The organism is Ignavibacteriales bacterium, assembly GCA_016709155.1.
Classification (GTDB): domain Bacteria; phylum Bacteroidota; class Ignavibacteria; order Ignavibacteriales; family Ignavibacteriaceae; genus JADJEI01.
In genome coordinates this window covers 1,418,518-1,435,226 of sequence record JADJEI010000001.1, presented here as the reverse complement: position 1 = coordinate 1,435,226, position 16,709 = coordinate 1,418,518, and the positions used below count along the sequence as shown (strand labels likewise).

Here is a 16,709-nt window from a genome sequence, read left to right as displayed (position 1 = left end):
AGGATGACAAAATGAGACTTTTGAGACAGCCTCCTTAATACCGGATAAATCTAAAATATAAGATTCCGATAGCATTGCCGTGTAATGACTCCTTTGAAACAGCGTCTACGAATAAATATGTCACCAAATTTTTACAAGCTTATCGCCTTCGTTTCTCATTGGCTCACCTGGTTTAATATCAAACGCATCCCAAAATTCAGGAATGTTGCTAAGTGGTCCAAGTACGCGAAACTTTCCCGGCGAGTGCGGATCTGTTTTTAATCTCAGCAGTAAAGCCTGATCGCGGATATTATTTTTCCAAACATTTGCCCACGAAAGGAAAAATCTTTGGGAGGGTGTAAATCCATCAATCAATTTATTTTCATTGAACTGTTCTGTTTTTTTGAATGCAGTAAAAGCAACATTTAAGCCGCCAAGATCGGCAATGTTCTCGCCTTGAGTTAATGCGCCGTTTATTCTGTTTGTATCAATGGGCATAAATGAATTGTATTGATTGATCATAACCTGAGCGCGCTCATTAAATTTCGCTTCGTCTTCCGACGTCCACCAATTCCGGATATTGCCTTCAGCGTCGTACTGTTTTCCTTCGTCATCAAAACCGTGCGTTACTTCGTGACCGATAACCCCGCCCATTGCGCCGTAATTAATTGCATCATCAGCTTCGGGATCAAAAAATGGAGGTTGAAGAATTGCAGCCGGAAAAACAATTTCATTCTTTGTAGGTTCATAATATGCATTCACAGTTTGCGGATTCATCAGCCATTCAGTTTTATCAACAGGTTTGCCGATTTTTTCAAGATCTTTTTTAAATTGAAATCGGTTTGCTTCCATCAAATTTTCAACGAAAGAATTTCGGGTCACTTTCAAATCAGAATAATCTTTCCATTTATCCGGATAACCGATCTTTACATTAAACGCATCCAATTTTATCATCGCTTGTTTTTTCGTTTCATCACTCATCCATTCAAGATTGTTAATTCTATCCCCCATTGCTTCAAGAAGGTTGTTCACAATTTGAAGCGCTTTTTGTTTTGCTTCAGGCGGAAAAGTTTTTTCTACAAAAAGTTTTCCAAGTGCTTCACCAAGTGCAAAGTTTGTTGATTGAAGAATTCTTTTCCATCGAGGCTGCATTGCTTTTTGACCATTAAGAAATTTTCCTGTGAAGTCAAATCTTTCGTTCACAAAATCACTGCTCAACAAATTTGCAGTTCCTCTTAACAAATTCCATCTTAAATAAATTTTCCAGTCATCCAGTGAAACTTCATTCATCATGCTTCCAATTTCCTTAAAGAAATCCGGCTGCCCGACATTTATATCACCGGGATCATTTACTCCGGTAAAATTAAAGTACAAATCCCAATCAAATCCTGAAGCAAGATTTTTTACATCAGCAAAAGTCATTTTGTTGTAAGTTAAATTTGGATCGCGCATTGCTACTCGATCCATTGAGTTTTCCGCTAAGCGAGTTTCAATTTTCATGATGACCGCAGCAGCGTTATGAGCTGTTGACTCATCGCTGCCGGAAAGGCTGAACATTTTTGAAATGTGCAATGCATATCTTTCTCTAATTTCTTTCGAACGATCATCATCCTTTAAATAATAGTCACGATCGGGCAACCCCAACCCGCCCTGAAATAATTGTGAAATTACCATCGAACTGTTTTTTGCATCAGCAGAGACAAAAAAATTGAATAACGGATTTTGACCATTCACATGCATTTCTGAAATTACTTCTACTAAATTCTCCTCTGAATTGATGTTTTGAATCTTTTCTAAATAATTTGAAATAGCATTAATACCTAAAGATTCAATTGAAGCAGTATCCATTCCCGCAAAGCAATAATCACCAATTTTCTGCTGCACACTTCCAAGCGGTGCATTTGATACTGATGCTTCTTCGAGAATTTGCTTTAAGATTTTATAGTTTTCTTCGGTTAGTATTTCAAAGCTTCCCCACCTGCTGTATTCATCAGGGATGGGGTTATTTTTCAGCCAATTGCCCGAAGCGTATTCATAAAAATTATCTCCTGGTTTAACTGATGAATCAATATTTTGCGGATCAAGTGTTTTTGATTTGTCACCGCTTATTTGTGCAAAGTTTTGTACAATCAACACAATGGATAAGAACATTATAAAAAATAATGAACGATTTTTCATACGACTCCTTATTGATATTATTTTTAATTACAAATTAAAGTACTACTGAAAATTTAAGCAAAGATATTTGATAAACGGTAAGTAAAAGTCAGGATAGTTTATTCTGCCAATAAAATAATCAAAATAATTTTGCGGGTTAGTAAGCAATAATAATCAATCAGATTTTAGATTGAACCGAGAACTGAATTATTTTTGGTTTTACCAACGATACAAAATCTTTTAACGACAGTTTAATAAGTTCTGTATGCGAGCAAGCATTAAAGGATATTTCTTCATCCTGCATCAAACTTTTCGCAACGAACACTTCCATCCCATAAAGATTACCGAATGGAGGCATAGCACCAATTTCGCAATCAGGAAATCTATCCATAAACTCCTGCTCGTATGCAAGTCTGACATTGGAAGAATTTAATTCTTTAGCAAGCTGCTCGAAGTTAATTTTGTACGACGCAGGTAAAACCGCCATCACCATTTTCCCATCAATTTTTAGTAAAACAGTTTTAGCAAGTTCCCTTCCACGAATGTGCGCACGAGCTGCAATTTCCTGGGCTGTGTAAGCCGAGGAATGCGAAATTATAATATACTTGATTTTATTTTCATCAAGATATTTTTTGAGTTTTGTAAGCGGCATATTAACCTCGTTAGTATGGTTTAGTAATATTAAAATATTTTATCCATACATCTTAAGGCATAAGAAAGAAAATCGTCTTAAGGTGTTTTTTCGTTCCGTAAAATGTAAGAAGAAGTAATTGCAAATTCAACTTGAAATATTTGTTAATATTTTCCGATGGACAACCAAGCTAATTTGATAGAAAATGTAAATGTCAGTAGTTTAACAAAAAAATATTTTATCATTAAGCATAAAATGAAATTAGGTAATCTCGTTCCTGAATGGACGCATCATTATGACGAATTCTGGCAAGCAATTCGCCGGCGTAATCTTTGGCTCATCAAACTTCGTTATGGTGCAGTGCTTTTGCTGCTTGTCTTTATCAACTTTGTACAATTTGTGCTTCGGTTTGATTTGAGTAGTTATCAGTATAACGCATTACTTATCCTTTCGGGAATAATTTTACTCTATAATATTTTCTTACACTGGATTAGACGATTTTTAAAACCCCAACCTTATGGCTTTAATCCATTACACCTCTCTTTACTGCAAATGCTTTTTGATTTGACAGCGCTGGTATTTCTTTTTCGTTTTACCGGCGGAGCAGAAACACCAATTTGTTTTATTTCTGTATTTCATATTGTTATTGGAAGTTTAATCCTGCCGGGGTTTGTTATTTATTCAATAGCCGGATTAGTTGTCATAACGTTTTCTCTTTTAATTTATTTTGAGTACTATTCTCAAATTACTCACTATCATATTTCCGGGTTAGCAAGCACCCACCTCGTTTATCAATCAAATTATGTGCTGCTGTTTGTGATGATTTTTTCATTTGTAATTTTTACAAGTGTGCTGATTGCAAATTGGATTGCGAAGCAGCTTTACAAAAGAGAGCAGCAGCTTTATAAATCTATCGATGATTTAAATGCTGCTGAAATTCAGAAGCAAAAATATATTGTCGGCATTATTCACGAAATCAAAACTCCAATAGCTGCAATTCAATCCTATCTTGACCTCGTACTTCAAAAATTTGTTGGTCCGCTGAATGAGAAAGTTGAAGAAAAGCTTGAGCGTGCAAAAATTCGAACCGATGAAGCTATCAGACTTACAAATAACATCCTGAAAATTTCAAGAATGAAGCTTCAGGACGAAATTATTAAAGAAGAAATTGATATTAAGCAAGTTGTTGATTCATTAGTTTCCAACGCAGTAGAATTAGCCCGGCAAAAAGATATCGCGATTACTGTTGATGATCATAGAAGCATATTCAAAAATTTTAACGGAGATAAATTCTTAATTGAAATTGCCATCTCTAATCTTATAGGCAATGCTGTTAAGTATGTTGGCAGCGAAGGTTCAATTGTAATTTCTATTGATGGCAACGACAACGGAATACTACTAAAAATTTGCGATAATGGAATCGGTATTCCTCAAAAAGAAAAAGACAAAATATTTACTCAATTCTATCGAGCATCAAACATTCCCCTAAATTCTTTTGAAGGGGTAGGGCTTGGATTGTCGGTTGTGAAAGAAGTCATTGATAAACACAACGGCACAATCAGTTTCGAAAGTCCTTCCTCACTTGGTTCTAAGGAAAGACCCGGAACGTGCTTCATCATATTTTTCCCCTATTAAATTTTTCGACTTTATAGTCGGCATTCTGTTTCTACTTCGTCTTTTCCTTCCCATAGTTTAAATAAAATATTGAATAATTGAATAATAATCACTGGCACAGTGTTTGGTTTTAATTCATTTAAAACAGTAAATGAAAAATATAATTATCATATCGCTAATATTTCTTTCTGCCGGTTATTTAACTGCCCAGGTTGATGACAGCACAAAGCAGAAGGACAAAGTTCAGGATCAAGATCAAGATCAAGTTCAAGTTCAGGATCAAGATCAATTAAAAAATAGAAATAGCATCGAACCAGGAAATAAAAATGGGTTTAGCCAATCCGATCAATCTCTCTTGACCGATAAATCAAAAAGGAAAAAAGATGTGTTTGTTGATAAGGATGGTGATGGAATAAATGATAACCGCGTTTCCGGGATGAGCTTTTCAAAAATTCGGAAAAGATATCAAAATAAACAAAGCGGACGCGGCGGCAACAACAATAACAACGGGCAGGGTCAGGGTGGATGAAAGATTTTTAATTAGTCCAAATCCGTAAAATTATTTTAAAATGAAATTCAAATATTTAATTAATTATAAATTATGCTTTCTATTATTGCTTTTGCCCCTGGGCAATAGTTATGGACAGTTATCTTTATCAGCCTATCTCAATTCATATTATGATGACAATATTTTTAACAATTATACTGCTGTCTCTGATTTTGTGAATTATTTTTCCCCATCAGTTGGTTATGATATCGAAACAGAGCAAAACAACTTTGAATTTTATTATTTGGGCGGGATCGGTTTTTATAATGAAAATCAGAACAAAAATTTCACTACACATAAATTTGGAATGGTTGAAACCTATCTTTTTTCTGAAGAAGGGAATCCATTAAACATCGGGGCAAATTATACTCAACGTCAAAACCGTGATGATTACACAATTTATGATTTCACCCAGCTTTCGTTCTACGCTAATTACAGTCAGTCACTTAATGAGTATAATAGAATTATTGGCGGATATATTTTTAATAAAAATGATTATAAAAGTTTTCCTGTTTTTTCACATCTCGAAAATAAAATTTTCTTAAAAGGTACTTTTAATTTTGATAATAATCTTGCATTACTTGGTGGTGTTGAGTTTGACAATAAAAATTATTTAGAAACCTTGACGGAAGAGAATTCAATAAACTCAAGTTCTCAATTAAGCTTTTATTTTCAAGCAGGTTTGCCTATTACACCAAGTACAGGGCTGTCCGGATTTTTATCGTACAGAAAAAATTTTAGTGATGGATCAAGAGTTACAAAATCCGGAGATTATGTTTTATATGAAGAAGAAATTTTTAATGATATTTATTCAAGCGAAGGATACGAAGTTGGTTCTACAATTTCTCAATTAATTACTCCAACAATTTTATTTAAAGCTGAAATAAATTATGAGAGCAGCTATTTCCCAGGTCTTCCTATCGCACTTGCTGACGGAACAAATCTTAGCAATCAACGTGAAGACGACAAATATTCATTCGGCTCCTCAATTGATTTTAATTTATCTTCAATCCTTAGTGGATTCAATTTGCTGTTGAATTGGAATTACATTAAAAATAATTCCAACGACTATTACTATAACTTCGATAATAATTTATTTTCGATCTCGATTGAATGGGGATTTTAGTAAATCGTGCAGAAATAAATTTAGATGCGACGGATAATCTATTTGATATTATACTTCTTCAATTTATAGCGAAGATTCCTCTCAGTAATTCCGAGCAGCTTGCCGGCTTTTGTTTGGTTACCTTTCGATTCTTTTAACGCATCAAAAATCAATCTTTTTTCTAACGCTTCCACTTGTTCGTTCAATTCTCCCGAACCAGGTTGGGGTAATTCGAATTCAGGGAGATAGCCTCTTACGTTTCCCGGCAGGTCAGATTGGTTAATGAAATTACCACGCGCTAATACTACGGCGCGTTCAATAATGTTTTCAAGTTCACGAACATTTCCGGGATAACTGTACTTTAGTAATACATCCGCAGCTTCTTTAGAAAGTTCAAACTTTTCCTTAGCATTTTCAAGGCGATACTTCTCCATAAAATATTCCGCAAGTGGAAGAATATCTTCCCTTCGATCTCGAAGCGGCGGAATCTTAATAGCCACTATATTAAGTCTGTAAAAAAGATCTTCCCGAAATGTACCATCGAGAATTTTCTTCTCAAGATTTTGATTCGTAGCTGCAATAATTCTAACATCAATTTCAATTGGGGATGCACCACCCACCCTTTCTATTTGATGCTCCTGTAAAACCCGCAGTAATTTAACCTGAATTGAAAGAGGAATATCGCCGATCTCATCTAAAAAGATCGTCCCTTTATCTGCAGTTTCAAAACGTCCAATTCTCATTTTTTCAGCACCTGTAAACGCACCTTTTTCATGTCCGAACAGTTCACTTTCGAGCAGGCTTTCGGATAATGCAGGAATATTTACAGGGACAAATGGACCATCCTTCCTCGGGCTTATATAATGAATAGCTTTTGCAAGCACTTCTTTTCCTGTTCCATTTTCGCCTGTGATGAGTACAGTAGCTTTGCTGTCTGCTACACGCGCTGCAATGCTTATCACTTCCTCCATCTTTGGTGAGTGAGAAATTAATGAAGAGATTTTATATTTTCCCTGAAGCTGGGTTTTTAAGTAAACGTTTTCTGATTTTAATTTTTGATGTTCAAATATTCGTTCCAGCATAAGATCAAGTTCATCAAGATCAACGGGCTTGGAAAGGTAGTCATAAGCACCTGCCCTCATTGCTTGCACTGCATTTTGAATTGTTCCATAAGCAGTAATCATTATAAAATTAATTTCGGGATTTAACAGTTTGATTTCTTCTAATACTTCAAATCCGGTTTTATCAGGCATCTTAAAATCAGAAAGCACAATGTCAATCAAATTATTTTTTACGATTGCTATTCCTTCTTCACCGGATGAAGCAGAAAATATTTTATACCCTTTTTTCTTTAAATAGCCAGCTAATATCTCCCGTTGGATAGATTCGTCGTCAATAATTAATATGTTGTAGTTTTTCATAAGAGTGGTAAAATAATTTTAAATGTTGTTCCAATATTTTCTTCGCTTAATAATTCAATACTTCCATTGTGCTGGGAAATTATTTTTTGAGTAATACTTAATCCAAGTCCGTTGCCGTCTTTTTTAGTAGTAAAGTAAAGATCAAATATTTTTTTTAAATTTTTTTCGAAGATGCCTATTCCAGTATCTGAAATTGTAATAATAGCATTAGTACTCTCTTTATAAGATTCAACTTTAACAGTACCATTTTGCTCGGTTGCTTCGAAGGCATTCTGTAAAATATTAATCAACGCTTGCTTCATTAACTCAGCATCAATATTAAAAATAAACGAGTCGATTGTTCCGCTTATAAAATTTATGTTTTTAACTTTTGCTTGATGTTGAAATAGAGAGAACAAATCACCAATAAAAATTTTTGCATCAATTTTACTTTTCCGGATTTCAACCGGCCGCGCATAATTAAGAAATTGAGTAATTATTTTATTTATACGATCAACTTCCGATTTAAGCAATTGATTGATCTTATGATATTCAGCTGCATCCGAGGCGGGTGAAAATTCTTTATTCAATCTTTGTGCAATCATCCCTATTGCATTAATCGGATTTCGTATTTCGTGAGCAACACCTGAGGCAAGCTCCCCCATTGCAGAAAGTTTTTCGTTTCGCTTAGCCTGTTCTTCAAGCTTCCTAATTGTAGTCAAATCTTTTATTACCAGAGTAAAATTATCGGGTGAGCCCCGGGTTGATTTATTTTTAGTGATACTAAAAGATAAATATTTACTTTCGGAAGAAATGGTTAGTATTTGTTCAAAATAAATTGGGGAATCTGATGAGGAGATAATATTATTTTTGATCAAACTGTAATTTTCACCGAACAAATTTGAAATCTCGGTACCAATTACTTTGGAGGAAAATTTATCGAATAATTTTTCAGCCGATTTATTGAACAAAGTTATTTTATCATTACTGTCTATTACAACTACTGCATCACCCATATTTTCCAGCACAGAAGAAGCGGTAGTTTTGAATTTATCAAATTCAGTTGATACGGCTTTGAGGGTCTGCGAGGTAAATATTATACTCAAAACAATTACCGAAATAGCCATTAGAATTAGAGAAATAATTACTAACCTTCTGATCATCCTTTGTTCGACTCGTTCGATGTCTTCCATACTAATACCCAGCCGAAATATTCCAATTGTTTCACCGTCAATGACCAATCGTTTTGTGACTTCATAAATATTTTTCTTGTTATACTCAATCACACGCGTCCTTACAGAATCGCTATTAAGGGAGTGTGCAATAAACATATCCTCTTCAACAGAAGAAATTGAGTCAACGTCTGCACTTGCTGCAAGGATTCCAAGACTATCTTGAAGCACAATGAATTCGATCCCATGGTTATCCGAAATGTCCCGAACAATTTTGCCGATACCGATTTTTTTTCTGAATTCAAGAAACTCTTTAGCATCAAGGTTTATAACAATAGCCCCGCCTCCAGTTCTTTTTACGGCAACTGCAAACCGCTGTTCATCTGTATATTCCGCATTTTTAATCCCAATTATCAACTCACTTTGCCGCCCGGATAGAATAGGTTCAAGCTCATCGAAACGATTAACATTAAACTCTCCATGAGGATGATCAGGTTCGGGGACTCTGCTGGTCATTATTCTATTTCCGCTTTTATTAAAAATATTAATTCGGAAAAGATTGTTTGTCGAAGCAAGTTCTCTTAGTTTTTCATTTGTAAGCAGATTAAGATTGTCAAGCTGTTTTATTAATCTTGCATTATCGAGCAGTTTTTCAGTAAGCAGCGTTTCTATTTCGCTGCCTGAATTTAGTGCGTTCTTACTGCTTTGTACAATGGTTTCTAAAAGCGATGAGGAGTGCTCAAATAATAGTTGAAAGATTTCCTTTTTGCTTTCCTGAAGTTCAATATAAGCGGAGGCAATCATCACAATTCCAATGATAGCTGTTATGGAAACAACGACGGCAGGACGCAGTTTAAATTTTAACTTCATATTTAAAATTACTTATTAATTAGTACTTCAAGAAGGAGTAAATGTGCGCTTGTATGATTCAATATTTCTGCTTTCGATTCGATATAACACTCGTCTTTATTGACGATCATTTACGTCAGTAAAGTCGTATTTATTTTTAATTGATTTTATTTTTCCCCAATATAAAGAAAAAAAACACCCACTCCCTTTGGCACAACAATTGGAATATCCCGACTGAATTATTCATTAAACAAAAGGAGTTCTTAAAATGAAAAATCAGAAAAATATTTTCGCGGTGCTTGTTGCACTGACAGCGATGATTTTTTCTTCACCCTCGATAAATGCACAGAACGAGGAAACAAAAGATCAAAACCAAAATCAAATCAAAGTTCAAACTCAAAATGAAGTTCAAACTCAAACCCAACAGCACAGTAATCGGTTTGTTGATTTGAATAATGATGGTTTTAATGACAATGCGCCTGATGCTGACAGCGATGGCATTCCAAACGGTCGTGATAAAGATTATTCCGGCGCAAAAATTAAAAATGGGAATAGCGGCAGCAAAGGATTCATTGACTTAAATGGAGATGGTATAAATGATAACGCTGTTGATTCTGATGGCGATGGTATTCCAAATGGGCAGGATTCTGATTTCGTTCGCCCGAATGATGGAACGGGGAGACAAATGAAATACGGATCAAACAACTCATCTGGTAAAGGTGGACATAAGTGGGGACCAAATGATGGAACAGGCAATAGCGGGATCGGTCCAAAAGACGGAACCGGATATGGCTCGGGCAGTGGAACTCCTAACTGTGATGGAACCGGTCCGAAGGGTGAAAGAAAGGGTAGAAAAGGTTAATGAAAAAATACTGAGACGGTAAGAAATTGCCGTCTCAATTCTATTAAGCAATCATAAATCAATAAATTCTATACGAAAAAAAATGCAAAAAAAAATAATTTAACCCTCCCATTTTCCCGCGAGACTTTTTGAATCCAACTTTTGAGTACACTACTATTATTGTTTTTTACCAGCTTTGAATTATTCATCAGTCAGCAACTAATCGCTTCAACAGGATTGTCTTTACAGGTAATTTATTCCATTTTTTATTTCTTGGAGCAGGAAGTTGTTAAAAATTGAATCATTTCAACATCAGTTTTGTTGGTACGATTTATGGCAGATCAAAGCGAATATTTTAAGGAACGTTTATGGAAGCAATATCATCTATAACGTACAACATTTACAAAACATTTAGTGATGCACTTAAGAATCACAGCATAGGTATCTCCGACAAACCTGATTTAGTAAGTTTAGAAAAATCAGGCAAATCAAAATGCAAGCAATGGAAAGTTGATACCCTTCTTGATGCTTATTCAATCGAGCGCTATTTTATTGAAGAGTACGGAATGAAAAGGGATGGGGAAATAATAAACAATTTTGACAATGATATTTATATCTACATCTATTAGCCAACTTTAATTTAGATGTTTAATTAAAAAACCGCTCAAATGATTGAGCGGTTTTTTTATAAGAGAGGATGATAAATGAAAATTATAAATCAGGGAAAGCAGTTGTGTCTGTTAATGCTTTATAAAGATCTTTCATCTGAGCTACAGTAATATCAAAATGACCGGGCATAGCAGTTCCTAGTGCACCAAACTTCACTTTCTGTTGAACTTCATTTGGCTTGCTGCGTAAGAATTGCCCGACAGACATTCCCTCAAGTTCTAAGGTTTTACCGTCAGTTCCATGACAGCCAGCGCATTCGGTAGCGAAAAAAGTTTTACCGTTTGTTGCATTGCCATCCTTACCAATGTTTGAATAAGTAATTGTTCCTGTTGGATAACTTCCGCTTGTTGTATAATCATAAAGCTGAGTTACATCAATTGCCCCTTCCTTTAAGAATTTTACCAAATCCCAAATTTGAGTGTCTGTTAAAACTTGTGAGTAATTCGGCATTTTATCGCCTTCTGTAAAGTTCGTTGTCGGGTCATAAGTAGTTAAATCAAAAGCAAGATCTCTTCTTCCAACAGAATTTTTAATGTCGTCAAAAATTTCTTGCGGATCATCTGCCTGTAAAGCTAAAAATAAGTTTACAGGTGCAATATTTGGTCTACTTGTTTTAGGTGCTCTACTGATATAAGAACCTTCACGACCTAAACGATCCCAGGCATGGCATTGTTTACAACGGAAGAAATCTCCGTGTGCTTTGAAGTTTGCATAATTTGGATTAAGAGTATCAAAACCAGCTTCAGTTGAGAAAAAATTATCATACATAATACCACCCATTGAAGCACTTGCTAACTCATAAGGAGTTGGTGCAACAGGATCTGTTGTGTTATCACTGCAACTAACAACGATAAAAGACAACATTAAAACGCCAAGAATTGAATATATAATTTTCATTTTTGCCTCTAATATTTTGGTTAATAAATTAAAACACTTAAGAACTTCCAACGATTGTGCCAATAAAAATCTTATTATTATTAGTTAAAAGCGGTATTTCGCTTACTTTGGCTTCTCAATTAAGAGAATCAATTTTAGTCTTTGTGAAGTTCTATTCACACAAGCTAAGTACTATTGCATTCAAAAGCTAAAATTTTAAATAACTACACAGAACGATGTTCATAATTAGAAACTTTTAAAAAATTTAGATTTAGTATATTTCCACTCCGATGGCAATGCCATCAGCATGACCATCCGGTCTCAGCTTCTCAGAAGTCTTCATTAATAATATAAAAGCCGGACAATGCCGGCTTTAATATTAGATATAAAAAATACTTTATTGAATTATATTTCCATCGCCATCAATATATTTGATTTCGCCGAAGCCAAGACTTTTTACACCTTCCTCAATTTTACTTCTATCGCCAACTACAACCCAAATAAGATTTGCCGGCTTAACAAATTTGCCGGCAGAATCTTTTACTTCATTTAAATTTAATGACGCAACGTTTGAGGAATATTTCGCGAAGTAATCATCAGGAAGATTGTAAACAACAATCTCTGAAAGCGAACCACCAACCGAGCCCATCGTTTCCCAGCTTCCCGGCAAACTTAATATTTGATTCTTTTTATCCTTTTCAAATTCTTCTAGCGAAATTGGCTTTTCGCCAAGTACATTCGTCAGTTCTTTTTTTATTTCGGACATTGATTCTTTTGTTTTATCAGTCTGAACAGGAGCATAAACAATAAACGGTCTTTGTGTTTTAGTCCCCATTATGAAGGTAGAGGCACCATAAGACCAATGTTTATCTTCACGAAGATTCATGTTAACTCTTGAAGTAAACTGTCCGCCAAGAATATTATTTGCAGTTTGAACTGCTATTTCATCTTCCGAAGACCTTTTGGGGGCAATGCTTGATGCAAGAATTAATGATTGCTGCGAACCAGGTCTATCCATTATATAAACAGTGGGTTTTAAATTATCATCAACGACGCTGATATTTTTTTCGGGGGTGCTTTGGCTTTTCCAATCTTTAAAAAGGTTTTCAAGTTTTGATTTAACTTCATTTAAAGTAATATCACCAACAACAACGAGAGTTGCATTGTTGGGGACAATCCAGTCTTTATGAAATTTCATTAAATCATCTTTTGTGATTTTCTCTACCGATGCCTCTGTTCCTGATCCTGTAAGTGGATTGCCATAAGCATGACCTTCGCCATATAAAAGTTTTGGAAAAACGCGAAGTGCCATTTGTATCGGAGTTACTTTTTCCCGTTGAATCGTAGCGAGTAATTGTTTCTTCAATCTACTCAATTCGTTTTCGGGGAAGGATGGGTTAAGAATTACGTCTGCAAAAATTTTAAGCGAGCCGTCAAGGTTTGCTTTCAGAGAAGAGAGCGAAACACTTGAATTATCAAGCGATGATCCGCTGTTTATATTGGCACCAAGCATATTCAGCTCTTCACTAATCTCAAGAGACGATTTAGTTTTAGTCCCTTCATCAAGCATATCCATTACTAACTTTGAAGTTCCCGGATTTGTAAACTGATCAGCAGCATAGCCGGCATCAAAAATCATATTAAAATTTACAACAGGAATCGAATGACGCTCGGCTAAAACTATTTTCAATCCGTTTGATAAAGTTGTGCGCTGAATTTCCGGGAATTTAACTTCGGGAGCTTCGCCGGTTTCAGGCAGTTTTGTTCTATCTGCACCCGCATCCATTACTGTATATTCGGGGAATGGGTGAACTTCGAGAACGTAAACTCCATCACTCAGCCATTTTGCTGCTGTGTTTTTAATTCCCGAAACAGTTGCTTTGGAGATTTGCTGCAGTGTGGTTTTATAATAATCAGGAGTTCCGCCGTAAGTCATATTTGAAGCAAGAATATCGGACTTGCCGCCAAAGCCGCCAATGCGTTCACTGCCCCGGATAAATCTTGAGAAGTACTGTGTCTTTACTCTTTCTAATTCTTTTTCACTTGGACCTTCGGTAATTATTTTATTTAATTCTTCATCAATTATTTGTTCAATCTTTTTTAAATCCTGTCCGGGTTTAGCAGTTACATCAATATAAAACTGCCCGGCAATTTCTTTTAAGTCAACATAAGAAGAAACATTTGTAGCAATTTGTTCCTCATAAACTAATCGCTTAAAAAGCCGTGAAGTTTTCCCGGAAGAAAGAATGTCGGTTAAAAGATCAAGATCGGTGCCTTCTTTGCTTCCCCACTCGGGCACATTCCAAACTTTAAATATTCTCGACTGTGGTACGCGATCCTGCATGATTTCTCTTTGCTCGCCTGTTCTTTTTGCAATCCAAACATCGTGTTTAGAAATCGGGGGACCGGAAGGAATATCGCCAAAATATTTATTTACTTTTTCCAGAGCCGCTTTTGAATCAATATCACCAGCAACAACAATAACAGCGTTTGCAGCACCGTAAGAAGTTTTAAACCACTCCTGAACATCTTCGAGTGAAGCGGCATTCAAATCTTCCATGGAACCAATTACTGACCACGAATATGGATGTCCTGCAGGATAAGTTGCGCGGGTAATCAATTCCCACACGCCGCCATAAGGCTCATTTTCACCCTGTCGTTTTTCATTTTGAACCACACCTCGCTGTTCATCAAGTTTTGCCTGAGTAATTGCGCCGATGAGATGCCCCATCCTGTCCGATTCCATCCATAGAGCAATATCACTTGCAGAAGTTGGTACATTTTCAAAATAATTTGTACGGTCTTCGTTCGTAGTTCCGTTAAGATCGGTCGCACCGATTTTTTCCATTTCCTGGAAGTAATCATTATCATAATTCTCACTGCCGTTGAACATTAAATGCTCGAACAAATGAGCGAAACCGGTTTTACCCTTTTTCTCGTTTTTTGAACCAACGTGATACCAGATGTTCACTGCAACGATCGGCGCCTTGTGATCTTCGTGAACAATCAGTGTCAGTCCATTATCCAATACAAATTTTTCATATTTAATATCAATGCCTTTCAGTAATTCTGCGCTTGTTTGCTGGGCAGAAATCTGAATTGCGAGCATAAATATGAATAAGAGAAAAAATATATTACGCATCATCTTTCCTTTCAATTAAAATTTTAGTCTTTTTGTATTCAAATTTACTCTGTTCAAGCCGTAATCGGAAAATAATATTGATGAACGGAAGATTGTCTTTTTATAATTAAAAAAAGGTGCTAAGTTTGTAGTGTAAATATTTTAATAAAGCAATTATTAAAAAAAAATTGGACTTATAAATTTCTGGAAGGGGATTTCTAATGATTTCAAGGTCCTGTAATGATTCAAATCTTAATAAAGATTGCAGCGATGTGATCTCTTCAAAAAGCCTATTCAGATTTAGGGTTAATCAACAATGTCACCCATCCAATTAAACGAAAAACAAAATAACCTCGGAGGTATAAATGTCTAATATCAAAGAAAAATTATTTAAAAAAATTGAAGCCTGGCGTCCAAGAACCCAAAGATTATTAAAGGAGTATGGCAATGTTAAAATTGGTGAAGTAAACATCGGGCAGGCAATTGGCGGTGCAAGAGATGTTAAATCACTTGTAACAGATGTTTCCTATCTCGATCCAAATGAAGGAATACGATTCCGCGGATTAACAATTCCTGAAGTTCTCGAAAAGCTTCCTAAAGCAGCAGGGGGTGAAATGCCTTCAGTCGAAGGATTCTTTTATATGCTGTTAACAGGTGATATCCCGACGCAGAAAGACATCGAAGAAATAAAAAAAGAATTCAATGATCGTCAGCATGTTCCTGATTATGTTTTCAATATTATCAAAGCTATGCCAAAGGATTCACATCCGATGGTTATGTTCTCAACTGCTATTTTATCAATGCAGAAAGACTCGTTGTTTGCTCAGAAATATAGCGAAGGTCATTTAAAGAAAAATGATTATTGGGACCCCACTTATGAAGACGCAATAAACCTGCTTGCAAAAATTCCACAGATTGCTGCTTTTATCTACAGATGGAAATACAAGAACGGCGATATCATTGCTCCAGATCCCAAAATGGATTTCGGTGCAAACTTTGCTCACATGATGGGAATTAAAAATCCTTACGATGATGTATCAAGACTTTATTTTATTCTGCACAGTGACCACGAAAGCGGAAACGTTAGTGCTCACACTGGTCATCTCGTGTCAAGCGCTTTGTCCGATATTTATTATGCAATCTCTGCAATGATAAATGGATTAGCAGGACCGCTTCACGGACTTGCGAATCAGGAAGTGTTAAGATGGATTCAGGATGTTTATCAGAAGATGGGCGGCAAAGTTCCTACCGAAGCAGAGATGAGACAATTCGTTTGGGATACTTTGAAAAGCGGACAGGTCGTTCCCGGTTACGGACACGCTGTATTAAGAAAAACAGATCCCCGTTATATTGCTCAACGCGAATTCTGCCTGAAGCATTTAAAAGATGATCCATTGTTCAGGTATGTTGATTTAATTTACAAAGTAACCCCTCCTGTATTACTCGAACAGGGAAAAGCAAAAGACCCGTGGCCTAATGTTGATGCACAGTCAGGCGTTATTCAATGGTATTACGGCGTTAAAGAATACGACTTCTACACAGTACTTTTTGGTGTTGGCAGAGCGCTCGGCGTTTGTGCAAACATAATTTGGGATAGAGCACTCGGCTATCCAATTGAAAGACCAAAATCCTTAACTACAAAAATGCTTGAAGATATTGCAGGCATAAAAAGTTAATTGGTTGTAAATAATAAAAACAAAAGACGCATCAATCACGGTGCGTCTTTTTTTTGATCGCAGGTTAAAGTA

General features: G+C 35.7%; 12 protein-coding genes. 6 read left to right on the top strand and 6 right to left on the bottom strand.

Going from position 1 to position 16,709, the window contains the following annotated elements; translation table 11 throughout:
• Positions 1–120: 120 nt before the first annotated feature.
• The gene (locus IPH11_06975) at positions 121–2,157 is read right to left on the bottom strand and encodes a M13 family metallopeptidase (GenBank protein MBK6913402.1); all 2,037 of its coding nucleotides are present in this window, start codon (positions 2,155–2,157) and stop codon (positions 121–123) included.
• Positions 2,158–2,314: 157 nt separating this feature from the next.
• The gene (locus IPH11_06970; protein MBK6913401.1) at positions 2,315–2,788 is read right to left on the bottom strand and encodes a YbaK/EbsC family protein; all 474 of its coding nucleotides are present in this window, start codon (positions 2,786–2,788) and stop codon (positions 2,315–2,317) included.
• A 234-nt stretch (positions 2,789–3,022) separates the two neighbouring features.
• On the opposite strand from IPH11_06970, the gene IPH11_06965 reads away from it, so the two are divergent.
• The 3 genes from IPH11_06965 to IPH11_06955 all read left to right on the top strand — a co-directional run bounded on the left by IPH11_06965 (position 3,023) and on the right by IPH11_06955 (position 6,054).
• Positions 3,023–4,402, top strand: coding sequence for a HAMP domain-containing histidine kinase (locus IPH11_06965; GenBank protein MBK6913400.1), 1,380 nt, complete (start codon positions 3,023–3,025; stop codon positions 4,400–4,402).
• 130 nt (positions 4,403–4,532) lie between these two features.
• A complete protein-coding gene (locus tag IPH11_06960) occupies positions 4,533–4,910 on the top strand; it encodes a hypothetical protein (protein MBK6913399.1) in 378 nt (125 codons plus the stop codon).
• A gap of 40 nt (positions 4,911–4,950) precedes the next feature.
• A complete protein-coding gene (locus tag IPH11_06955) occupies positions 4,951–6,054 on the top strand; it encodes a hypothetical protein (GenBank protein ID MBK6913398.1) in 1,104 nt (367 codons plus the stop codon).
• A gap of 38 nt (positions 6,055–6,092) precedes the next feature.
• Here the strand turns inward: IPH11_06955 and IPH11_06950 are convergent, their stop codons facing one another.
• Both IPH11_06950 and IPH11_06945 read right to left on the bottom strand, forming a co-directional pair.
• A complete protein-coding gene (locus IPH11_06950) occupies positions 6,093–7,454 on the bottom strand; it encodes a sigma-54-dependent Fis family transcriptional regulator (GenBank protein ID MBK6913397.1) in 1,362 nt (453 codons plus the stop codon).
• On the bottom strand, positions 7,451–9,475 hold the full coding sequence (locus tag IPH11_06945) for a PAS domain S-box protein (GenBank protein MBK6913396.1): 2,025 nt from the start codon (positions 9,473–9,475) through the stop codon (positions 7,451–7,453). Before IPH11_06945 ends, IPH11_06950 begins: the two co-directional genes overlap by 4 nt.
• 247 nt (positions 9,476–9,722) lie before the next feature.
• On the opposite strand from IPH11_06945, the gene IPH11_06940 reads away from it, so the two are divergent.
• Both IPH11_06940 and IPH11_06935 read left to right on the top strand, forming a co-directional pair.
• Positions 9,723–10,316: a hypothetical protein gene (locus IPH11_06940; protein ID MBK6913395.1), complete on the top strand. Its 594-nt coding sequence runs from the start codon at positions 9,723–9,725 to the stop codon at positions 10,314–10,316.
• 347 nt (positions 10,317–10,663) lie between these two features.
• The gene (locus IPH11_06935) at positions 10,664–10,924 is read left to right on the top strand and encodes a hypothetical protein (GenBank protein MBK6913394.1); all 261 of its coding nucleotides are present in this window, start codon (positions 10,664–10,666) and stop codon (positions 10,922–10,924) included.
• Positions 10,925–11,006: 82 nt separating this feature from the next.
• Here IPH11_06935 and IPH11_06930 read toward each other — a convergent pair whose 3' ends face one another.
• The gene (locus tag IPH11_06930) at positions 11,007–11,861 is read right to left on the bottom strand and encodes a c-type cytochrome (GenBank protein ID MBK6913393.1); all 855 of its coding nucleotides are present in this window, start codon (positions 11,859–11,861) and stop codon (positions 11,007–11,009) included.
• Between the two features lie 376 nt (positions 11,862–12,237).
• Positions 12,238–14,982, bottom strand: a complete 2,745-nt coding sequence (locus IPH11_06925) for an insulinase family protein (protein MBK6913392.1) — start codon at positions 14,980–14,982, stop codon at positions 12,238–12,240.
• Positions 14,983–15,326: 344 nt separating this feature from the next.
• Between IPH11_06925 and IPH11_06920 the strand changes: the two genes are divergently transcribed.
• Positions 15,327–16,637 carry a citrate (Si)-synthase gene (locus IPH11_06920; protein ID MBK6913391.1) on the top strand — a complete coding sequence of 437 codons (1,311 nt, stop codon included), beginning with the start codon at positions 15,327–15,329 and terminating at the stop codon, positions 16,635–16,637.
• Positions 16,638–16,709 lie beyond the last annotated feature (72 nt).